The sequence below is a fragment of the Amycolatopsis sp. NPDC049688 genome (genome assembly GCF_040674975.1).
Lineage (GTDB): Bacteria > Actinomycetota > Actinomycetes > Mycobacteriales > Pseudonocardiaceae > Amycolatopsis.
Window position 1 is genome coordinate 150,961 of the sequence record NZ_JBFANY010000005.1, and the last position, 20,781, is coordinate 171,741.

General features: G+C 72.2%; 19 protein-coding genes. 13 read left to right on the forward strand and 6 right to left on the reverse strand.

The genetic code is table 11. The features are described from left to right. Positions 1-17 precede the first annotated feature (17 nt). Positions 18-365: a metalloregulator ArsR/SmtB family transcription factor gene (locus AB0J55_RS19690; protein WP_364249949.1), complete on the forward strand. Its 348-nt coding sequence runs from the start codon at positions 18-20 to the stop codon at positions 363-365. Continuing rightward, complete coding sequence (locus tag AB0J55_RS19695) at positions 362-997, forward strand: SRPBCC family protein (protein WP_364249952.1); 636 nt, start codon at positions 362-364, stop codon at positions 995-997. Before AB0J55_RS19690 ends, AB0J55_RS19695 begins: the two co-directional genes overlap by 4 nt. On the opposite strand, the gene AB0J55_RS19700 is transcribed toward AB0J55_RS19695, so the two are convergent. Beyond that, positions 994-1,380: a PASTA domain-containing protein gene (locus tag AB0J55_RS19700; protein ID WP_364249955.1), complete on the reverse strand. Its 387-nt coding sequence runs from the start codon at positions 1,378-1,380 to the stop codon at positions 994-996. The genes AB0J55_RS19695 and AB0J55_RS19700 overlap by 4 nt on opposite strands. A 320-nt stretch (positions 1,381-1,700) precedes the next feature. Between AB0J55_RS19700 and dgt the strand changes: the two genes are divergently transcribed. The 5 genes from dgt to AB0J55_RS19725 all read left to right on the forward strand — a co-directional run bounded on the left by dgt (position 1,701) and on the right by AB0J55_RS19725 (position 9,352). Beyond that, positions 1,701-3,263: a dGTP triphosphohydrolase gene (gene dgt, locus AB0J55_RS19705; protein ID WP_364249958.1), complete on the forward strand. Its 1,563-nt coding sequence runs from the start codon at positions 1,701-1,703 to the stop codon at positions 3,261-3,263. Between the two features lie 350 nt (positions 3,264-3,613). Further along, entirely contained in the window at positions 3,614-6,496 is a 2,883-nt protein-coding gene (locus tag AB0J55_RS19710) for a S8 family serine peptidase (RefSeq protein WP_364249961.1), read from the forward strand. A 56-nt stretch (positions 6,497-6,552) separates the two neighbouring features. Beyond that, positions 6,553-7,200, forward strand: a complete 648-nt coding sequence (locus tag AB0J55_RS19715; protein ID WP_364249964.1) for an acVLRF1 family peptidyl-tRNA hydrolase — start codon at positions 6,553-6,555, stop codon at positions 7,198-7,200. Positions 7,201-7,335: 135 nt separating this feature from the next. Beyond that, complete coding sequence (locus tag AB0J55_RS19720; RefSeq protein ID WP_364249967.1) at positions 7,336-8,964, forward strand: ABC-F family ATP-binding cassette domain-containing protein; 1,629 nt, start codon at positions 7,336-7,338, stop codon at positions 8,962-8,964. A gap of 178 nt (positions 8,965-9,142) precedes the next feature. Beyond that, positions 9,143-9,352 carry a helix-turn-helix domain-containing protein gene (locus AB0J55_RS19725; protein ID WP_003071237.1) on the forward strand — a complete coding sequence of 70 codons (210 nt, stop codon included), beginning with the start codon at positions 9,143-9,145 and terminating at the stop codon, positions 9,350-9,352. Here AB0J55_RS19725 and AB0J55_RS19730 read toward each other — a convergent pair. Both AB0J55_RS19730 and AB0J55_RS19735 read right to left on the reverse strand, forming a co-directional pair. Next, positions 9,339-10,691 carry a glycosyltransferase 87 family protein gene (locus AB0J55_RS19730; RefSeq protein ID WP_364249970.1) on the reverse strand — a complete coding sequence of 451 codons (1,353 nt, stop codon included), beginning with the start codon at positions 10,689-10,691 and terminating at the stop codon, positions 9,339-9,341. The two genes, AB0J55_RS19725 and AB0J55_RS19730, sit on opposite strands and share 14 nt — an antisense overlap. Positions 10,692-10,723: 32 nt before the next feature. After that, complete coding sequence (locus AB0J55_RS19735) at positions 10,724-11,578, reverse strand: LLM class flavin-dependent oxidoreductase (RefSeq protein ID WP_364249973.1); 855 nt, start codon at positions 11,576-11,578, stop codon at positions 10,724-10,726. A gap of 56 nt (positions 11,579-11,634) precedes the next feature. Between AB0J55_RS19735 and AB0J55_RS19740 the strand changes: the two genes are divergently transcribed. Together AB0J55_RS19740 and AB0J55_RS19745 are read left to right on the forward strand one after the other, a co-directional pair. Then, complete coding sequence (locus AB0J55_RS19740) at positions 11,635-12,066, forward strand: MarR family transcriptional regulator (RefSeq protein WP_364249976.1); 432 nt, start codon at positions 11,635-11,637, stop codon at positions 12,064-12,066. Between the two features lie 97 nt (positions 12,067-12,163). Beyond that, a complete protein-coding gene (locus tag AB0J55_RS19745) occupies positions 12,164-14,035 on the forward strand; it encodes an ABC transporter ATP-binding protein (RefSeq protein WP_364249979.1) in 1,872 nt (623 codons plus the stop codon). 126 nt (positions 14,036-14,161) lie between these two features. Here AB0J55_RS19745 and AB0J55_RS19750 read toward each other — a convergent pair whose 3' ends face one another. Then, positions 14,162-15,328 carry a serine hydrolase domain-containing protein gene (locus AB0J55_RS19750; RefSeq protein WP_364249982.1) on the reverse strand — a complete coding sequence of 389 codons (1,167 nt, stop codon included), beginning with the start codon at positions 15,326-15,328 and terminating at the stop codon, positions 14,162-14,164. A gap of 110 nt (positions 15,329-15,438) precedes the next feature. Then, positions 15,439-16,167 (reverse strand): SIS domain-containing protein, encoded by a 729-nt coding sequence (locus AB0J55_RS19755; protein ID WP_364249985.1) that lies wholly within the window; start codon positions 16,165-16,167, stop codon positions 15,439-15,441. 117 nt (positions 16,168-16,284) lie between these two features. On the opposite strand from AB0J55_RS19755, the gene AB0J55_RS19760 reads away from it, so the two are divergent. The 4 genes from AB0J55_RS19760 (at position 16,285) to AB0J55_RS19775 (ending at position 20,279) form a co-directional block, all read left to right on the forward strand. Then, the gene (locus tag AB0J55_RS19760) at positions 16,285-17,040 is read left to right on the forward strand and encodes an alpha/beta family hydrolase (RefSeq protein WP_364249988.1); all 756 of its coding nucleotides are present in this window, start codon (positions 16,285-16,287) and stop codon (positions 17,038-17,040) included. 94 nt (positions 17,041-17,134) lie between these two features. After that, complete coding sequence (locus tag AB0J55_RS19765; RefSeq protein WP_364249991.1) at positions 17,135-18,388, forward strand: cyclopropane-fatty-acyl-phospholipid synthase family protein; 1,254 nt, start codon at positions 17,135-17,137, stop codon at positions 18,386-18,388. An 89-nt stretch (positions 18,389-18,477) separates the two neighbouring features. Then, positions 18,478-19,686, forward strand: coding sequence for an LCP family protein (locus tag AB0J55_RS19770; protein ID WP_364249994.1), 1,209 nt, complete (start codon positions 18,478-18,480; stop codon positions 19,684-19,686). Between the two features lie 38 nt (positions 19,687-19,724). Next, positions 19,725-20,279: a GNAT family N-acetyltransferase gene (locus AB0J55_RS19775; RefSeq protein ID WP_364249997.1), complete on the forward strand. Its 555-nt coding sequence runs from the start codon at positions 19,725-19,727 to the stop codon at positions 20,277-20,279. Here the strand turns inward: AB0J55_RS19775 and AB0J55_RS19780 are convergent. Then, the gene (locus AB0J55_RS19780; protein WP_364250000.1) at positions 20,245-20,706 is read right to left on the reverse strand and encodes a peroxiredoxin; all 462 of its coding nucleotides are present in this window, start codon (positions 20,704-20,706) and stop codon (positions 20,245-20,247) included. The two genes, AB0J55_RS19775 and AB0J55_RS19780, sit on opposite strands and share 35 nt — an antisense overlap. Positions 20,707-20,781 lie beyond the last annotated feature (75 nt).

The following is a 20,781-nucleotide window of genomic DNA, read 5'->3' on the forward strand; positions in this document are numbered from 1 at the left end:
GCTTGTATTTTATCCGGGTGCACGCGTTCGACGTCCTCGGCGACCCGGTCCGCCGCCGGATCCTCGAGCTGCTGGCCGACGGCGAACGGGCCGCCGGCGCGGTGACCGAGGTGATCCGGGCCGAGTTCGGCATCTCGCAGCCGGCCGTCTCCCAGCACCTGAAGGTGTTGCGGGAGAACGGCTTCGCCGTCGTCCGCCAGGACGGGACCCGGCGGCTGTACGCGGTCGGCCACGCGCCGCTGCGGGACATCGACGGCTGGCTCGACCGGTTCCGCCGGTACTGGACCCCGCCGCTGGACGCGCTGGCCACCGAAATCGCCCGCGGCAAACGCGCGCGACGCCTCACCGAAGGAGAAGATTCGTGATCGACGTCAGCCACCAGATCAGCGCCGTCCGCCGGACGCTCGGCGACCGGGTGCTCGAAGGGAAGGAGGCCCGCGTCCTCACGATCAGCCAGGTCTACGACACCGACCTCGCCGACCTGTGGGACGCGGTGACGAACCCCGAGCGCATCCCGCGCTGGTTCCTGCCGGTGTCCGGCGAGCTGAAGGTCGGCGGGAAGTACCAGCTGGAGGGCAACGCCGGCGGCACGGTCGAGCGCTGCGACCCGCCGAAGAGCTTCGCGGCGACGTGGGAGTTCGGCGGCAACGTCAGCTGGATCGAGGTCCGGCTGACGCCGGAGGGTTCGGGCACGCGGTTCGAACTGGAGCACGTGGCGCACATCGACGACCGCTGGGACGAGTTCGGCCCGGGCGCGGTCGGCATCGGCTGGGACGGCGCCCTGGTCGGCCTGGTCCTGCACCTGTCCGCGCCGGGCACGGCAGTCGACCCGCAGGCGGCGATGGCCTGGATGATGTCTCCGGAGGGCGTCCGCTTCATGACGGCGTCGAACGAGGCGTGGTACGAGGCCGACGTCGCGGCGGGCGCGGACCCGGCCACCGCCCGGGCGGCGGCCGACCGCACGCTGAAGGCGTACACGACCCCGCCGGAGGCCTAACGGTCGGTGTACTTGACCGCGGTCAGGGTGATCACCGCGTCGGCGTCGACCTCCGTGCCGGGCGCCGGGTCCTGCGCCGTCTGGACCCAGTTGCGGTCGATCACCAGCGCGCGGCCCTGGCCGGTGCCGTCGACCTCGCGCAGGTTGTAGAGCCCGGCGCGCTGCATGGCGTTCTGGGCGTCCTGGTGGTTCATGCCGGAGACGTCCGGGACCTTGATCCGCTTCGGCGAGGCGGTGACCGGCGGCGCGGTGGTTCCGGCGCCGGTCGTGGCGGTCGTGGCGGAGGTGCCGGTCGAGGCCGGCCCGCCGGGTGTGGTGGCCCCGCACGCGGCGAGCCCGGTGCCGAGCAGCACGGCGATGGCGAGGCGGATCGGGCGGTTCACAGCGGTTCCTTTCTCGGGGATCACCTCCTCCATCGATCGGTGAACGCGTGGCGTTGCCCATCGATCGGGTGAAACCCCGACCGGCCGGGACAGGTCGGCGCCCGTGGCCGGCGGCGAGGACGAGCCGCGTCCGGGCCCGACGCTGCCTGCCGCGGAACGTCTCGCGTGCGGCGCCGGGCATCTCGTGTGCTCGGAGGGGCATCACTCGTGATCAGGGAGGCATCACGCGTGATTGGAGGGGCATCACTCGTGATCGGGGGGTCGACACGGTGGCGGGCTCGGCCGCCGTTCGGGGGAACCTGCGGGATAGGGTCGGGCGCATGGAGCAGGAGACCGACCCGCGGGCCGCGCGGCGCGATCCCGTGGCGAACGTCGGCGGGTTCACCGACCTGGCGACCAGCCCGTTCCGGATCGACCGCGACCGGATCGCCGCGTCGCCGTTCTTCGCGCGGCTCGGCGGGGTGACGCAGGTCGTCAGCGCCGGCGGGGCCGGGCTGCTGCACAACCGGCTCACCCACAGCCTCAAGGTCGCGCAGGTCGCCCGGGCCATCGCCGAGCGGATCACCAGCGGGCCCGACGCCGGGCTCGCCGACAAGCTCGGCGGCTGCGACCCCGACGTCGCCGAGGCCGCCGCGCTCGCCCACGACCTCGGGCACCCGCCGTTCGGGCACCTCGGGGAGCAGACGCTCGACCGGATCGCCCGGCACCGCTTCGGCCTCGCCGACGGCTTCGAGGGCAACGCGCAGACGTTCCGGATCATCACCACCACCGACGTGCGCGGGCCGTCGGCGATCGGGCTCGACCTGACCGCCGCGGTGCGGGCCGCCGTCCTCAAGTACCCGTGGCTGCGGCTGCACCACCCCGCGCCGCACCCGTCGGAGCTGGCCGTGCCGCCGCGCGGGGCGGCCGAGCCGGGTGACCTGCCGGGCACCGGCGCGGCCAAGTTCTCCGCCTACGCCACCGAACTCGACGACTTCGAGCAGGCGCGCGCGGTCTTCGCGGGCCGGGTCGAAGGCTGGCAGCAGACCGTCGAAGCGTCCGTGATGGACACCGCCGACGACATCGCCTACGCCATCCACGACCTGCAGGACTTCCACCGCATCGGCGTCCTGCAGCACGCGCCGGTCGCCGCCGAGCTGGGGGAGTGGCTCGAGCACGCGGCGGAGCTGGCCGCGCTGGACGACGAGACGCTGCACGCGGACCTGCGCCGCCCGGGCCGGTCGCTGGAACGCCTCCGCCGTCGCATGCACGCCAAGGACGCGTGGATCGTCGACGACGACGCGTTCGCCGCCGCCGTCACGCGGGTCCGCGCGGAACTGGCCGACGGCCTGCTGGCCGGGGAGTTCGACGGCTCGATCGAGGCGGAGCAGGCGACGGCGGCGTTCTCCGCGAACTGGACCGCCCGCCTGGTCGACGGCGTGTTCCTGCTGGCCTCGCCGTCCACCCGCACCGGGCACGTCTCGCTGCGCCCCGCCCAGTGGCACGAGGTGCAGGTGCTCAAATTCGTGCACCGCCGGTTCGTGCTGCTGCGCCCGGACCTGGCCCTGCACCAGCGCGGCCAGGCGGGCCTGGTGACGAGCCTGGTCGACGCGCTCGACGCCTGGCTGCTGGACCGCGACGAGGTTTCCCGCCTGCCGCGCCGGCTGCACGACCTGGTCGAGCTGGCCCGCGCGGAGTACGCGGGCCTGGCGCGCTCGGCGCCGGAACTGCTGGTGGGCGCGACGGGCGAGCCGGTGACGGGCGCGGACGCCGTGCGCGGGCTGGCGCGCGGCCGGGCGGTGGTCGACTTCGTGGCTTCGCTGACGGACAAGCAGGCGGTGACGTTGCTGGAGGCGTTGTCCGGGCGGGCTTCGCAGCCGTGGTCGGACTCGTTCGTCCTCTGACGGCACCGTAACGAATTCTCCGCACGGCACCGGCGGTTGCACGCCCCGGCTGTTGCTTGTGGACATCCCACTGCGTGGTCGCCCCTTGCGGACGGCGGTGGGACGATCATTTGTCCGGTGCGTGTCCGGTGACCGGTTCACCGCTGCGCTGAACGGCCTACGTCATCCGGCCTATTCGGGAAATTATCCGTCCTTTGTCACTCGAACGGCTGATGTTTACGGAGAACTACCGGTACTTAGCTGGATCCAGCCGGTGATCACCGGCGTCGGTCAGCGTGAGTCGGGGCACGCGCCTGGAGAATCGGAGGGCGCACGTGCGTCGTACCCGTTCCACGAGATCGAGATCCACTGTGCTCACCGCCGGGGCCGCGGCACTGCTCGCCGCCCTCGGCCTGGTTTCGCCGCCCGTCGCGGGGGCCGCTCCCGCGTCCGGGCCGGACACCTTCAGTGAAACCGCGCAACAGCAGATCGCCGCCCTGCAGGCGGTCAAGGCGGGCCGCACCGCCACCGAGTCCAAAGTAGACAGCAAGCTGCTGGTCGCCGAAAAGGGGCTGGGGAAGCAGCTGAACGCGCTGCAGTCCGGCGTGAGCGACGGCGGCACCGTCGTCGTCGACATCCGGGCGAGCAAGGTCTCGCCCGACCTCATCGCCGGGCTCACGAAGGCCGGGGCGGGCATCCGCGCGGTGTCCGACCGGTACGCCAGCGTCCGGGCCGAGCTCCCGGTGGCCAAGGTCAGCGAGATCGCCGCCCGGGGTGACGTCAAGCGCGTCGAGCAGGCCGACCAGGCGATGACCGCCCGCGAGCTGGCCACCCCGGCGACGACGCCGGGCAAGGCGGGCACCCAGACGGAAACCAAGCAGCAGAAGGCCGACCGCATCGCCGGCGAGCTGCAGAAGGCCATCGCCGGCAAGGCCCAGCAGCGCAGCGCCGCCGCGGCCGCGACCCTGACCAGCGAAGGCGACCGCGCGCACAACGCCGACATCGCGCGCCAGCAGTTCGGCGTCACCGGCGTCGGCGTCAAGGCGTGCGCCCTGTCCGACGGCGTCGACTCCCTCGCCGCGTCGCAGGCCAAGGGCGAACTGCCGCCGGACGTCGACGTCATCGCCGGCCAGGAGGGCGACGGCGACGAGGGCACCGCGATGCTCGAGATCATCCACGACCTCGCGCCCCGCGCCGCGCTCGGCTTCGCCTCGGCGTTCAACTCCGACGCCAGCTTCGCGGACAACATCCGCAAGCTGCGCTTCGAATCGCACTGCGACGTCATCGTCGACGACGTCATCTACTTCAAGGAATCGCCGTTCCAGGACTGGATCATCGCCCAGGCCGTGAACGACGTCACCGCCGACGGCGCGCTGTACTTCTCGTCCGCGGGCAACGAAGGCAACGTCGCCAGCGGCACCGCCGGGCACTGGGAAGGCGACTTCGCCGACTCCGGCAAGGCGATCGGCAAGTTCGCCGGCACCGCGCACAACTTCGCCGGCGCGGCGGGCACTCAGATCTACGAGCCGATCTCCAACGCGTCCTCGGCCGGCGTGCCGGTGACGCTGCACTGGTCGGACCCGATCGGCGCGTCCGCCAACGACTACGACCTCTACCTGCTCAACCCCGCGGGTGCCGTGGTCAGCTTCAGCCAGAACGTCCAGGACGGCACCCAGGACCCGTACGAGATCCTGCAGACGCCCACCTTCGGCGGCACCGGGCTGCGCCTGGCCATCGTGAAGTTCTCCGGCCAGAACCGCTACCTCTCGCTGTCCGCGCTGCGCGGCCGGTTCTCCGACTCGGCGGACGGGCTCAAGGCGTACAACACCCCGGGCGTGACGGTCGGCCACTCGGCCGCGCGGGACGCCTTCAGCGTCGCGGCCGCCCCGGCGGCCGAGGCGTTCGGCCGGGCACTGGAGCCGGGCGACCCGGCCAACCCGGCGGGCCCGTACCCGGGCTCGTTCAGCGGCGCCACCAAGGCCGAGCGGTTCACCTCCGACGGCCCGCGCCGCGTGTTCTACGAGGCGAACGGCACGCCGATCACCCCGGGCAACGTCTCCTCGACCGGCGGCGAGGTCCGGAACAAGCCGGAGATCACCGCGGCCGACGGCGTGCAGACCAGTGTGAGCGGGTTCAACCCGTTCTTCGGCACCTCGGCCGCCGCTCCGCACGCGGCCGCGATCGCCGCGCTCGTGCTGTCCGGCAACCCCGGCCTGCCGCCCGCGGAGGTGCGGGAAGCGCTGATCAACACCGCGATCGACATCGAGACCCCGGGCCGCGACAACTTCACCGGCTCCGGCGTCATCCTCGCGGACAAGGTGCTGGCCTACACCGGCGCCAGCCCGCAGCCCCTCGCGGTGGCCAAGCAGCCGACGGTCACCCCGGCCGACGGCGGCTCGGCGCTCGACCCGGGCGACACGGCCAAGGTGACCCTGCCGGTGACCAACGACGGTGACGGCACCGCGGTGTCCACCAGCGTCGTGCTCACCAGCCCGACCCCGGGTGTCACGGTGGCGCCGCGGGCCAAGTCCTACGGCACCATCAGCCCGGGACAGACCGGCGTCAACGACTTCACCATCACCGTCCCGGCGAGCCAGCAGCTCGGCGTGCCGGTGGTGCTGAACGCCCGCGTCACCTTCGCCGGCTCGCACTCGCCGACGACGTCGACGTTCTCGCTGCCGGTCGGCACCCCGTCGCCGGTCGCGCAGGACTTCGCCTACACCGGCGCGCCGGTGGCGATCCCGGACAACAGCCCGGTCGGGGCGTCGGTGACCATCCCGGTCACCGGGGTCGGCCGCGCGTCGAAGGTGGCGTTCTCGGTGGACGGCACGACCTGCAGCACCGACCCGGCGTCGACCACGGTGGGTCTGAACCACTCGTACGTCGGTGACCTCGTCGGCACGCTGACCGCGCCCTCGGGCGCCAAGGCGACGGTGTTCCAGCGCAACGGCGGTTCGGGCAAGAACCTGTGCCAGGTGGTCTTCGCCGACTCCGCGGCGACCGCGTTCAGCACGGTGACGTCGTCCAACGCGCCGTTCACCGGCTCGTACCGGCCGGCACAGGCGCTCGGCGGCCTGACCGCCGCGGCGGCGGACGGCACGTGGACGTTCTCGGTGGTCGACGCCGCCGCGAGCGACACCGGCTCGATCCGCTCGGTGGCCCTGCACATCAACGGGTTCGTGCAGCCCCCGGCGGCCGGCGCGCCGTCGAACGTGCGGGGCGTGACGAACAACGGCCCGGTGCACCCGCTGTAGGCAGTACCCGGTACGGGGCCGTCGCGGTGATCGCGGCGGCCCCGTACCCTTTTTTCGTGAAGCCGAAGGAAGCCGCGGGCGGCGGCCGCACGGTCGAGGTGCCGCCCGAGCGGCTGGCGGGGTTCTTCGCGCGCTTCGCCGAGCGGCACGGCGGCATCACGGCGACGTCGGGATCGGCGCACGAAGTCCGGGTGACCGCGGCCGACGGCACCACCGCCACCGCGACGGTCCCGTTCGGGCCGCTCGGCGAACCCTCTGTCGCCGCGCTCGTCGCCCATGCGCTCCTGCCGCGGCGCATCGCCCTGGTGATCGTGCGGCGCGGCGGGCACAGCGTCGGCATCGCGCGCGGCGGCCGGATCGAGGTCTCGCGCACCGACCGGCACCTCGTCCAGGGCCGCTCGGCGGCCGGTGGCTGGTCGCAGCAGCGGTTCGCCCGGCGTCGCGCGGGACAGGTCCGGCACGCGCTCCAGGACGCGGCGAAGGACGTCTTCGAAGTGCTCGTCCCGCGGCTGTCCGAAGTGGACGCCCTCGTGCTCGGCGGCGACCGGCGGGCCCTCGACGAGCTGCGCGAGGACCGCAGGCTGGCGCCGGTGTTCGCCCGGGCGGAACCCCGGGTACTGGACGCCGGCGAACCGAGCCGGGCCGTGCTCGACGAGGCTGCCGTGCGGGCACTGTCCGTGCAGGTCACGCTCCGCGACGGGTGAGACCGCACACGTCCGGAAAAACCGCTCGACCCCGGCCCGTACACTGGGCTCCGTGGATATTCAGCTGGAGTGACGCCGCGGCCCGTGTGGCCGCCCGCTGCTGTCCTCCGTTCACCCCCGTCCACGGGAGTTCCCTTGATCACGGCCACCGGCCTTGAGCTGCGCGCGGGTTCGCGCATCCTGCTCGACGGCGCCACCCTCCGCATCCAGCCCGGCGACCGCATCGGCCTCGTCGGCCGCAACGGCGCGGGCAAGACCACCTCGCTGAAGGTCCTCGCCGGCGAAGGCGAGCCGCACGCAGGTGACGTCCGCCGCACCGGCGAGCTCGGCTACCTGCCGCAGGACCCGCGCGAAGGTGATCTTTCGGTCACCGCGAAGGACCGCGTGCTGTCGGCGCGCGGTCTGGACAAGCTGATGCGCGACATGGAGAAGGCGCAGGCCTCGATGGCCGAGCTCGTCGACGACGCCGCGCGCGACAAGGCCATCAACCGCTACGCCCGGCTCGAAGAGCGCTTCGCCTCCCTCGGCGGGTACGCCGCGGAGAGCGAAGCCGCGCGGATCTGCTCCAACCTGGGCCTGGCGGACCGGGTTCTGGCGCAGACGCTGGGGACGCTTTCCGGCGGCCAGCGCCGCCGCGTCGAGCTGGCCCGGATCCTGTTCGCCGCCGCCGAAGCCGGGGCCGGCGGCAAGTCCGAGACGATCCTGCTGCTCGACGAGCCGACCAACCACCTCGACGCCGACTCCATCAACTGGCTGCGCGGCTTCCTCAAGCAGCACGACGGCGGCCTGGTCGTGATCAGCCACGACGTCGAGCTGCTGGCCGACGTGGTCAACAAGGTGTGGTTCCTCGACGCCACCCGCGGCGAGCTCGACCTGTACAACATGGGCTGGCAGCGCTACCTCGACGCGCGCGCCACCGACGAGAAGCGCCGCCGCCGCGAGCGCGCCAACGCCGAGAAGAAGGCGTCGGCACTGCAGCAGCAGGCCGCGAAACTCGGCGCGAAGGCGACGAAGGCCGTGGCGGCCAAGAACATGGCGCGCCGCGCCGAGCAGATGCTGTCCTCGCTGGAGGACACCCGGCAGGCCGACAAGGTCGCCCGGATCAAGTTCCCCGAGCCGGCGCCGTGCGGCCGCACCCCGCTCACCGCGGAAGGGCTCTCGAAGTCCTATGGCTCACTGGAAATCTTCACCGGCGTCGATCTCGCCATCGACCGCGGTTCGAAGGTTGTCGTACTCGGGCTCAACGGTGCCGGAAAGACGACTTTGCTCCGGCTGCTCGGCGGAATGGAAACCCCGGACACCGGATCCGTCGTTCCGGGTCACGGATTGCGCCTGGGCTATTACGCACAGGAGCACGAAACTCTTGATCATGAAGCGTCGGTGTGGGAAAACATCCGACATCTCGCTCCGGACACCGGCGCGCAGGAGTTGCGGAACCTGCTCGGCTCGTTCCTCTTCACCGGCGAACAACTCGACCAGCCGGCGGGCACGCTTTCCGGCGGCGAGAAGACCCGGCTCGCGCTGGCCGGCCTGGTCTCCAGCGCTGCCAACGTGTTGCTGCTCGACGAGCCGACGAACAACCTGGACCCGGCCAGCCGCGCGCAGGTCCTGGACGCCTTGCGCAGCTTCGCCGGTGCCGTCGTCCTGGTGACGCACGACCCGGGCGCGGTCGAGGCGCTGGAGCCCGAGCGGGTCATCCTGCTGCCCGACGGAACCGAAGATCACTGGTCGGCGGACTACCTCGAACTTGTCCAGCTCGCGTGAGCGGTGCGTCCATTCGGGTGCAAGATCGCTGACCGCAGAGCACTGGAATGGCCCAATGTGATCGCAATTTCGGCTGTTTCACGTCTGTCGTCTGGCATTCCGGCGCTCAGTGTTCGATCATTGCCCCGGCAGGGGCCGATATGTGGCCCAGAACACTCTCGGCGGGAAGGCGATCGACGTGGCTGATCTCAAGAAAGGCGCGCGGATCACCGGCAACACGCGCGACAAGCTGGCCGCTGACCTGAAGAAGAAATACGAGAAGGGCTCGAGCATCCGGGCACTGGCGGAGTCGACGGGGCGGTCCTACGGGTTCGTCCACCGGGTGCTGTCGGAGTCCGGCGTCCAGCTGCGGGGGCGCGGCGGAGCCACCAGGGTCAAGAAGAAGTAGTCGCGGAACGCTGCGCGGGGGGCGCAGCGGGAACTTCGGCCATCCGGAACGCGAGGTGGGCCCCGAGCAGGACCAGCGGGTACACCAGGTAGCCGTAGCGGGTGGCCGGGGTGAGCAGGATCAACGCGCCGAGTCCGACGGCGATGCGCAGCAGTGCGGCGGAGCCGTTCGCGGGGGGCCGGCGCACCAGCCACACCAGCATGGCCACGGCCGCGGCACCGACTAGCACGAACGCCGCCACCTGGCCGGCCACACCGGTCTCGGCGATCAGGTGGCCCGGCAGCGGGCTGGCCGCGGGCGACCGCACGACGCCCATCCCGAGCGGGAACCGGAAGACGTGCTCCACGAACGCCGCCGGATCCACCAGGTAGACCGGCAGGTGCAGCGCGGCCGTCGTCGCCACCAGTGCCGCCGCGAACCGCCCCAGCGCCACCCAGTCGAGGCCCTTCCGGCGGCGTACCAGCACGAGCACCGCCAGGACCGCGGCCGCGGGCGCGACGATGAGCTTCGCGCTGATCACCAGGGCCAGCACCAGGCCGGACCAGGCGGCGCGCCCGGTGGCGGCCAGGGCGCAGCTGAGCACCAGGAGCCCGACGATCGCGAGGTCCGGGCCGGCGACGGCCCAGGTGAGCGCGGTGAGCGGGCAGGCCAGCGCGAGCTGCGCGGCGCCGACCGGCACCCGCGGCCACTTCAGCAGCTTCAGCGTGCCCAGCACGCACGCGCAGGCGGCCAGGGCGAACATCCAGCGGGCGTCGGTGAGCGCGTCGGTCAGCGGGGTGCCGCCGAAGACCGCCCGCGGCAGGCCGAAGAGCGCCATCACCGGGCCGTAGGGGGTGTAATCGTTTACCACGGGGGCCCGGCCGAGCGCGGTGACGTCGACGTACGGCGTCCCGTGGTGCAGCAGCAGATCCGCGGACCGCTCGATCACCCAGACCTCGGGCTGCGCGGCCCAGGAGAACGGCGTGATCAGCCAGTCCACCCCGGTCAGGCGGCGAATCACCAGAAGCGCCAACGGAAGGATCATCGCCAACAGGGCGACCGCGGCGACGGCGCACCAGCGGGAACCGAGTACGCCGCCCGGCGTACGCCCCCGGCGGGCGGACAACAGCAGGTATCCGCTGTGCGCCACGCCGAAGCCGTACGCCACCGTCGCGAAGTTCCCCCAGACGCGGTAACCGTAGAATTCGGACACCAGCGCCGTCGGCAGCGCGAAAGCCAGGCAGGCCAGGTAGAACCCCAGGTCCCAGCGCAGGGGCGCGGCCTCTCCGGTGCGCGAAGGCGCCGTGAAGAGCCGGGCCGCGCGCCGCCATGCGGGCGCCTGGCCCACCTCCGTTTCCACGTCGCCAGGCTACCGAGGCGCCGCCGCCCGGTTCAGCCGACGTCTCGCAGGCGGGGGAGCAGCTCCGCGGCCGCCTCCGACGCCGCGACGACGTCGTCGCGGCCGGTCGGCATCAGCACGAGCTCGGTGAAGCCCGCCTCGGCGTAGCTGCGCGCCAGGCGCAGGGCACTGTCCGCATCGGACGGCAGCCGGAACTGCACCGCCCGGCGGATCGTCGCCGGGTCGCGCCCGGCCGCCGCGCAATGCGTGTCGAGCACGCGGGAAAGCCGTTGCAGCTCGGCGATTTCCGTTCCGGGCAGGGCGGCGTTGAGCCAGACGTCGGCGTGCTCGGCGACAACCCGAAGACCGCGTTTTTCGCCGCTGCTGCCCAGCCACAGCGGCGGTTTCGGCCGTTGCACCGGCTTCGGGTCGCTGATCGCGCCGGTCAGCGTGTAGTGGCGGCCGCGGTGGGTGGTTTCGGCCCGGGTCCACAGCAGACGGAGGATTTCGCAGGTCTCGGCCAGCCGTTCGACGCGTTCGACCGGTGACGGCGTCGGCGTGCCCATCATCGCGTCGGTCAGCGCGTCGCCGCCCGCGCCGAGGCCGACGTCGAGCCGGCCGCCGGAGAGGTGGTCGACGGTGGCGGCGAGCTTGGCGAACGTGCCCGGGTGCCGGTTGGTGTTGCCGGAGACCAGGCAGCCGATCCGCACCCGTTTCGTGGCTTCGGCCATCGCGGCCAGCAGGCTCCAGCCGTCGAAGACGTCGCCGGTGCGGTCGGGGCCCATCGGGGCGAGGTGGTCGAACACCCAGCAGCCGTCGAAGCCGGCGTCGTCCGCGATCGCCCAGGTCCGGCGGAGGGCGGCGATGCCGATGTGCTGCTGTGGCGGTTTCAGGCCGACGGTAATCATGTTGGGCTCCTGATCGTCAGTAAAACTGACGATCAGCGTAGGTGTAGAGTTCTCGCATGTCCAGCGCGCCTCCCGCCGTCACCAGCCGGCTCGGCTACCTGCTCAAGCACGCCCAGCTGCGGCTGGCCGAACTGGCCGAGCCGCTGTACGCGCCGCTCGGCGTCACCGGGCGCCAGCTCGCGCTGCTCGCGCTCTTCGGGGCCGGGCCGGCGCAGTCGCAGCAGGACGGCGCGGCCCGCCTCGGCGTCGACCGGACGACGATGGTCGCGCTCGTCGACGAACTGGAGGCCAAGGGCCTGGTCCGGCGCGAGGTCGCGCCGGGGGACCGCCGCAAGCGCCTGGTGACGCTGACGCCCGAAGGCGAGCGCGTCCGCGCGGCGGGCGAGGAGGCGACGCGGCAGGCGGAGGCGCTCCTGCTGGAGCCGCTGCCGGCCGAGGACGGCGAACGGCTGCGCGCCGCCCTCCACCGGGTTGTTCGCGGGGAGTGAACGGCAGCGGGAAGCAAACGGGCGACGAGGGCGTTGCCCAGGTCATATCCGCCGAAAACCTCAGCTATTCTGGAGGTTTCCGAGACTGGGGGTACCCGTGGACAACATGTGGGGGCTGTGGAGTTCGGCGATGCGCGCCGGCGACGCACCCAAGGCGCTGAGCCGCGGCACGCTGAAACGCGTCGCCCGCTTCGCCCGGCCGCACTGGCGGCGTCTGCTGGCCTTCCTCGTGCTCACCGTCGTCTCCGCCGTCCTGGCCGTGACGACACCCGTGCTGGCGGGCAAGGTGGTGGACGCGATCGTCGGCGGCCACGACGTCACGCTGGTCGTCTGGCTCGCCGTCGTGATCGCCGCGCTGGCCGTCGCCGACGCCGGGTTCGGGCTGGTCGAGCGGTGGCAGTCCGCGCGCATCGGTGAAGGCATCATCTTCGACCTGCGCCGCGCGGTGTTCGAGCACGTGCAGCGGATGCCGATCGCGTTCTTCACGCGCACCCGCACCGGCGCGCTGGTTTCGCGGCTCAACAACGACGTCATCGGCGCGCAGCGGACGTTCACCGCGACGCTGTCCGGGCTGGTCACCAACGTCATCCAGCTGGCGCTGTCGCTGGCCGTGATGCTGACGCTGTCCTGGCAGGTCACCCTGATCGCGCTGGTGCTGCTGCCGATCTTCGTGATCCCCGCGCGGCGGCTCGGGCGCCGGATGGCCGGGCTGCAGCGGGAGGCGGCGAACCTCAACGCCGGGATGACCACGCAGATGACCGAGCGGTTCTCCGCCCCCGGTGCGACGCTGGTGAAGCTGTTCGGCCGGCCGGTGCAGGAGGCGGACGACTTCGCGCTGCGGGCCGGGCGGGTGCGGGACATCGGCGTCCGGACCGCGATGCTGACCCGCTGGTTCATGACGAGCCTGACCCTGGTGTCGGCGCTGGCGCAGGCGCTGGTCTACGGCCTCGGCGGGTATCTCGCGCTGACCGGCAGGCTCGCGCCGGGCACGGTCGTCGCGCTGGCCCTGCTGCTGACCCGGCTCTACGCGCCGCTGACCGCGCTGGCCAACGTCCGCGTCGACGTCATGACGGCGCTGGTGTCGTTCGAGCGGGTCTTCGAGGTCCTCGACCTGGACCCGATGATCAAGGAGAAGCCCTCCGCGCGCTCTCTGCCACCTTCGAGCGGGGTTTCGGTCGAGTTCGCGGACGTCCGGTTCGGGTACCCGGCGGCGGACCGGTACTCGCTGGCGTCGCTGGAGGACGTCACCACGCTCGACCACCGCGGCGGGGACGAGGTGCTGCACGGGATCTCCTTCCGCGCCGAGCCGGGGGAGATGGTCGCGCTGGTCGGGTCTTCGGGCGCGGGGAAGTCGACGATCGCGTCGCTGCTGCCGCGGCTGTACGACGTCGACGCCGGGGCGGTGCGGCTGTCCGATGTGGACGTCCGGGACCTGACTTTCGCTTCGCTGCGGGAAACCGTCGGCGTCGTGACCCAGGACGGGCACCTGTTCCACGACACGATCCGCGCCAACCTGGCGTACGCCCGGCCCGAGGTCACCGACGACGAGATCTGGGCGGCGCTGGAGCGCGCGCGGCTGGGTGAGCTGGTGCGTTCGCTGCCCGACGGCCTCGACACGACGGTCGGCGAGCGCGGCTACCGCCTCTCCGGCGGCGAGCGCCAGCGGCTCACGATCGCGCGTCTCCTGCTGGCCCAGCCCAAGGTCGTCATCCTCGACGAGGCCACCGCGCACCTGGACTCCGAGTCCGAAGCGGCGGTCGCCGAGGCCCTCACGCACGCCCTCGCGGGCCGCACGGCCCTGGTCATCGCCCACCGCCTCTCGACGGTCCGCGCGGCCGACCAGATCCTCGTCCTCGAACACGGCGAGATCGTCGAGCGCGGCACCCACGAAGAACTCCTGGCCGCAGGCGGCCGCTACGCCACCCTCCACGCAACCCAGTTCGCCGACGAAGAACCCGCCGTCGCGTGATTGAAGGGTCAACTCACGTGATCGGAGAGTCAACTCACGTGATTGAAGGGTCAACTCACGTGATTGAAGGGTCGACACGGTGTCTGCGCCGTGTCGACCCTTCAATCACGCGTGTCGACCTCTGAATCACGCGTGTCGACCCTCCAAGCACGTGTAGAGGGCTTGGACCAGGGCCATTTTGCGGGGGTCGTCGCGGATCAGGGGGCCCAGCTGGTTGAGGGTGTAGCCGAAGGCGATGCCGTTTTCCGGGTCGGCGGCGCCGGTGGAGCCGCCGAGGCCGTCGTGGCCGAAGGCGGCCGGGTTGGGGCCGAAGCCGCGGGCGTCGCTGCCGAGGTAGAAGCCCAGGCCCCACTCGTTCGGGAGGCCGAGGATCGCGTCGATCTCCTTGCCCTGGCTCTCCCGCGCCCGCGCCAGCGCCGCCGGGGACAGGAGCGTGCCGTCGACGAGCCCGGCGTAGATCGTGGCGATCGCGCGGGCCGTGCCGTGGCCGTTCAACGCCGGCATGACCGCCTGCCGCCACGCCGGTTCGTTGGCGTCGTGCCCCTGGACGCGCGGGTTCATCAACGCCGCCTGGGCCACCGGACCGGCCGCCGCGAACGCCGTGGCCAGCGCGTTGGCCATCTCCTCGGTCATGACCGGGTCGACCAGGGTCGCGCAGCGGCCGAGATCGGCGGAGGAGGCGAGGCCGATCGAGAAGTCGGCGCCGAGCGGCCCGGCGACCTGCTCGGCGAAGAACTCGCGGATGCCCTGGCCGGCGATCCGCCGGACGACCTCGCCGACGAGCCAGCCGTAGGCCAGCGCGTGGTAACCGCCCGCGGAACCCGGCTCGCACAACGGTTCCTGGGCCGCCAGCAGCGACGTCATCAGGTCCCAGTCGTACAGCTCTTCGATCGCCACCGGCCGGTCCAGGCCGATCCCGGGCACGCCGGAGCGGTGCGAAAGCAGCCACCGGACGGGGATCCCGCCCTTGCCCGCGGCCGCGAACTCCGGCCAGTACTTCGCGACCGGCGCGTCGACGTCGAGTTCGCCCGCGTCGGCGAGCCGGTGCGCGCAGATCGCGGTCATGCCCTTGGTCGTGGACCACACGTTGGCCAGGGTGTCCGGCTGCCACGGCCGGGTCCGGCCGGGCCCGGCCCAGCCGCCCCACAGGTCCGCCACGACCTCGCCGTTCCGGATGGCGGTGAACGCCGCGCCCAGCTCGCCGCGGCTGCGGAAGTTCTCCTCGAAGGCCGCGCGCACCGGCTCGAACCCCGGGGCGCACTCGCCGTGCACCGTGACCGTGGCACTGTCCATGGGACCTCCCTCGGAGTGCGACCGGTCCACACCGACCAGTCGGTATGTCGACGCTAGGGCGGCCGGGCACGCGGCGTCAAGACGTGCCCGGCCGGTGCTTTTTCACCGGGTCACCGCAGCTGCGGCACGATTTCCCCGTACTTCGCCAGCAGCGCGGCGTTCGCCTCGTCGCCACCCTCCACATTGGAGCTGCGCCACAGCGGGACGTCGAGGCCCTCGGCCGTGCCGCGGTCGTGGACCTCGGCCAGGACCAGGTTCCACAGGAAGGCGTTGACCACAGTGGACAGTGGTGCGGTGCGCGGGGCGTCCGGCGGGTAGCTCGCGTCCCCGGGGATCACCAGCGAGTCCAGTACCACCGTGCCCTGCTCGACCAGCGTGCTCGAAGACCGCCGCGGGGCCGCCGCGACGCACGCCCGCGACGTCACCGCGATCACCGCCGCGCCCCGCTTCCGGGCCTCGATGCACAGCTCGACGGGGTACGGGTTGACCCCGGAGGTCGAGAACACCACCAGCACGTCGTCCGGCCCCGGCGCGCGCCCGGCCAGCACCTCCGCCGCCAGGCCGGTGCGCCGCTCGGTCTGCGTGCTGTGCACCGCACCGTGCAGCGGGAGCAGCTCCGGGTGGTAAAGCGGGTAGACGCAGGCCAGCCCGCCGGCCCGGTAGAAGGTCTCGGCGACTGCCGCCAGCGAGTGCCCGGCGCCGGCGGTATAGACCAGTGCGTCGGCCCGGATCACCCCCAGCACGAGGTCCGCCGCCGCGCGGACCTCCTCGGTGTTGGCCTGCTCGACGTCCGCCAGCTGCTTGGCGACACTGCCCGCGATGTCCGTGGTGCTCACCACACCCACCCTTCCGTCGGGGATCGGGCGCCGAATCTACCGTGCGGACCACTTCGCACGGTGGAATAGCCGGGTGGGGAACCGAGGTTGACCCGGATGCGGGGGAACAGGAGGACGCGGGTGGGCGACGTGGATCCGGCGGTGTCGGTGTGGCCGGCGCGCGGGAGGACCCGGGCGGTCGTGCTCGTGCTGCACGGTGGCGCGGAGCGGGGGACGGGCCGCGTGCCGCCCTGGAAGCCGGCCTTTCTGAGGATGGTCCCGATCGCGCGCGCGCTCCACCGGGCCGGCCGCAACACTCGCTTTTCGGGGGGTCCGGGTGGCGGAGCCCCCGGCTCGGGGCGGAGCCCCGATGGGCACGGCGGCGTCGAGGTGCGCCTGCTGCGCAACCGCCGTTACGGCTGGAACGCGCCGGACGAGGACCCGGTCGCCGACGCCCGCTGGGCGCTCGAACGCATCCACGCCGACCACCCCGGCCTGCCGGTCGTGCTGGTCGGTCACTCGATGGGGGCCCGGGTGGCGCTGCGCGTGGCCGACGACCCGGCCGTCCGCGGGGTCTGCGCCCTGGCGCCGTGGACGCCGCGGGGTGAGCCGGTCGGCGCCGTCGCCGGGCGGTCGGTGCTCGTCGTGCACGGCACGCGCGACCGGATGACGAGCCCGGCGGAGTCGCTCGCCTTCGCCGAACGGGCCGCGGCGGTCGCCGCCCGCGTCGCCCGGTTCGAAATCGGCGGGGAGGGCCACGCGATGCTGCGGCGGGCCCGGGTGTGGACCCGGCTGACCGTGGCGTTCACCCTGGACCTGCTCGCCGGGGACGACGGCGACGACCTGCGCGGGGCCTGGGCCGCAACCGGGTCCGAACGGCTGCGGATCCCGGTGTGAAAACGCCCCGAACAGGGCATTCGGCGACACGCGCCGCAGGGGTGCGGCGACTAGGATCGATCACCGGCGCAGCTGGCCGGCCGGAGGGAGAACCGTGACCACTTCGAGCGCTGACCGGGCGTCGGCCCTGGACGTCCCGGACGAATCCCGGTGGCCGGGCCTGGCCGCCCCGCCCCACTCCGCCCTGCGCGCGCGGATCGCCGCCGCGCTGTTCCGCCACGCGGTCCGCCCGCTGGAGCTGCGGGTGACGTTCCCGGACGGCACCGTGCTCGGCGCCGGCGGGCCGGAATCGCCCGAGATGCGCATCCTGCGGCCGGAAGCGTTCTTCCACCGCCTCGGCGTCGACGCCAAGATCGGCTTCGGCGAGTCCTACATGGCGGGGGACTGGACCGCGTCCGAGCTGGCCGAGGTGCTGACCCCGTTCGCCGAGCGGATGGCCACCCTGGTGCCGCCGGTGCTGCAGAAGTTCCGGCGGATCGCCGAGCGCACACAGCCGCCGTCGGAGGAGAACACCCTCGAAGGCGCGCGGGCCAACATCCACCGGCACTACGACCTGTCGAACGACCTCTTCGGCGCCTTCCTCGACGAGTCGATGATGTACTCCTCGGCGCTGTTCGGCCCCGGCGACGACCTCACCGCCGCGCAGCACCGCAAGATCGACAGCGTGCTGGACTACGCCGGCGTCCGCGAAGGCAGCGAGGTCCTCGAAATCGGTACCGGATGGGGTGAACTCGCCATCCGCGCCGCCGCCCGCGGTGCGCGGGTGACGTCGCTGACCATTTCGGAGGAGCAGCGCGCGCTGGCCACCGAACGCATCGCGGCGGCCGGGTTCGCCGACCGCGTCGACGTGAAGCTGTGCGACTACCGCGAGTCGAGCGGCCGGTACGACGCCGTGGTCAGCGTCGAGATGATCGAGGCCGTCGGCGCGTCCTACTGGCCGGAGTTCTACCGGGTGATCGGCGAGCGGCTGCGGCCCGGCGGCCGGTTCGGGCTGCAGGCCATCACCATGGACCACGACCGGATGCTGGCGGCGTCGCGCGCCTACACCTGGATCCACAAGTACATCTTCCCCGGCGGCATCATCCCGTCGGTGCGCTCGATCGAGGAGGGCGTCAAGGCGAACACCCGGCTCAAGCTGGCCGGGATGCGCGAGTTCGGCCAGGACTACGCGCGCACGCTACGGTGGTGGCGCGAACGGTTCCTGCACCGCTGGGCCGACATCGCCGGGTTCGGGTTCGACGACGTCTTCCGCCGGATGTGGGAGTTCTACCTGGCCTATTCCGAGGCCGGGTTCCGGTCCGGGTACCTCAAGGTCCACCAGTTCGGCTACGAGGCAACCGGCCGGTAACCGCAACCCGACCCCGGTGCCGGGCGTCCTCCTTCCGAGGACGTGCGGTGTACTGGCGCCGACAGTTTTGTCCGGATCGGGATTGGGTGATGGTGATGACGTACCGTGGCGACGACGGCGGGCGCCGGATGCCGCCGCCCCGGCCGCCTGCCGGCCGCTCCCGGGACCACCAGCGCGCGCAGATGATGCCGCTGCCCGGGCGGGGCCGCAGCCCGTACGACGAGCGCACCCGCCCGATGGGCACCCGCGAGCCGGAGTACGCCCCGCCCCCGCCGCGGCAGGACCCGCCCCGCCGCCCGCCCGAGGACGACTACCCGCCGTCCCGGCCGCCGCGCCGGCGTCGCCGCTGGAGCGTCGGCAAGGTCCTCGGCGCTCTGGTGCTCGTGTTCGTCGTGTTCCTCGCCGGCATCTGGGTCTACCTCGAGTTCTCGATCAAGCGCGTCGACGCGCTGGCCGACTACTCCGGCCGCCCGGTCGCGGCGTCCGGCACGAACTGGCTGATCGTCGGCTCGGACAGCCGCGAAGGCCTGACGGCGGAGGACGAAGAGCGGCTCGCCACCGGCGACGTCGCCGCGGCCGGCGGCGGCCAGCGCACCGACACGATCATGGTCGCGCACCTACCGGACAACAGCACCAAGCCGACGCTGCTGTCGCTGCCGCGCGACTCGCAGGTGTCGATCCCCGGCCACGGCAAGAACAAGATCAACGCGGCGTTCTCGCTCGGCGGCCCGAAGCTGCTCGCGCAGACCGTCGAAGGCGCGACCGGCCTGCACATCGACCACTACGCGGAGATCGGCTTCGGCGGGTTCGCCAAGATCGTCGACGCGATCGGCGGCGTCGACATGTGCATCGACCAGGACATGGACGACACCATGACCGGCATCAGCATCAAGGCCGGCTGCCAGTCGCTGGACGGCCGGTCGGCGCTGGGCTTCGTCCGGATGCGCCACAGCGCGGCGACCCCGCGCTCGGACCTCGACCGCGTCGCCAACCAGCGCAAGTTCATCGGCGCGCTGGTCAGCCAGATCGCCAGTCCCGGCACGCTGCTGAACCCGTTCGACTTCTTCCCGCTGCTGTCCTCGGCGCCGGACGCGCTGACCATGGACTCCGGCGACCACGTGCACAACCTGGCCGGCCTGGCGATCGCGATGCGCGGGATCTCCTCCGGCGGCGTGGTGACGACGACGGTGCCGGTGACCAGCGGGTCGGCGGAGAACTGGGACAAGGCCAAGTCGAAGCAGCTGTTCGACGCGCTGAAGAACGACAGCGAGATCCCGGACAGCGTCATCGTGAATTAGTTCGCGCCCGGTCTCCCGGCCGGGGCACCATGAAGGGCATGGAAACCCCGGCCGAGACCTACCGCGAGGACGGCTTCACCCTGGCCCGCTGGCAATTCGCCGACGAGCCGGAACTCGTCGCGACGGTCAACGGGTCGCTCGAGCACCTCCGCGCGTGGATGATCTGGGCGAGCGGTGGCTACACCGCCGAGGACGGTGCGGAATTCCTGCGCACCACCCGGCAGAACTGGGCGAGCGGCGAAGCGCACGACTTCGCGATCCGCGTGGACGGCTCGATCGCCGGCGCCGTCGGCGTCATGGCGCGCGAGGGCGGGGTCGAGATCGGCTACTGGCTCGCCCGGGGGTTCGTCGGCCGCGGGCTGGTCACGCGGACGGTCCGGTTGCTGACGGCGGAGGCGTTCCGGCTCGGCGCCGGGTACGTCGAGATCAAGCACGACGAGTGGAACGTCCGAAGTGGAGCGGTTCCCGCGCGGCTCGGGTTCACGAAGGTGCGGACGGAGCCGGCCGAGAAGCCGCTGGCGCCGTCGTGCGCCGGCACCAACCACGTGTGGCGGCTGGTCAGGACACCTTGTTCCGCTCCCGCAGCACCTTGAGCGCCTCGTCGGCGTGGACGGTGAAGTTCAGCTCGCTCTTGATCTTCGCGAGGATCTTCCGGTCTTCGCCGATCACGAAGGTGGCGCGTTTGGTGTGCAGCGGGAGGAGTTTGCGCCAGACGCCGAACTGCTTGGCCACTTCACCCTCCACATCGGACAGGAGGGGGTAGTCGAAACTGTGGGTTTCGGAGAACTGGCGTTGCTTGGTGATGCCGTCCGGGCTGATTCCGACGCGGTGTGCGCCGAGTTCGGCGAACTCGGCGGCCAGGTCGCGGAAGCGGCAGCTTTCGGTCGTGCAGCCGGTGGTCATTGCGGCCGGGTAGAAGAACAGGACCACCGGTCCGGTGGCCAGGAAGTCGGTGAGCTTGCGCTCGATGCCCTGGTCGTCGGGCAGGGTGAAGTCGGGGGCGAGGTCTCCGGCGTCCATGGAGGTCCTTTCGTCGGCGGCTGAGCCCATTCTCTCCGTGGTTCGGAGCCGCCTTCGCACCGGCTTGGTCCTGAC

Excerpts from the sequence above, each read along its gene's own strand:
- dgt (WP_364249958.1), top strand. The coding sequence starts at position 1,701 with ATGGAGCAGGAGACCGACCCGCGGGCCGCGCGGCGCGATCCCGTGGCG.
- AB0J55_RS19735 (WP_364249973.1), bottom strand. The coding sequence starts at position 11,578 with ATGATTACCGTCGGCCTGAAACCGCCACAGCAGCACATCGGCATCGCC.
- AB0J55_RS19740 (WP_364249976.1), top strand. The coding sequence starts at position 11,635 with ATGTCCAGCGCGCCTCCCGCCGTCACCAGCCGGCTCGGCTACCTGCTC.
- AB0J55_RS19750 (WP_364249982.1), bottom strand. The coding sequence starts at position 15,328 with ATGGACAGTGCCACGGTCACGGTGCACGGCGAGTGCGCCCCGGGGTTC.
- AB0J55_RS19770 (WP_364249994.1), top strand. The coding sequence starts at position 18,478 with ATGGTGATGACGTACCGTGGCGACGACGGCGGGCGCCGGATGCCGCCG.
- AB0J55_RS19775 (WP_364249997.1), top strand. The coding sequence starts at position 19,725 with ATGGAAACCCCGGCCGAGACCTACCGCGAGGACGGCTTCACCCTGGCC.
- AB0J55_RS19780 (WP_364250000.1), bottom strand. The coding sequence starts at position 20,706 with ATGGACGCCGGAGACCTCGCCCCCGACTTCACCCTGCCCGACGACCAG.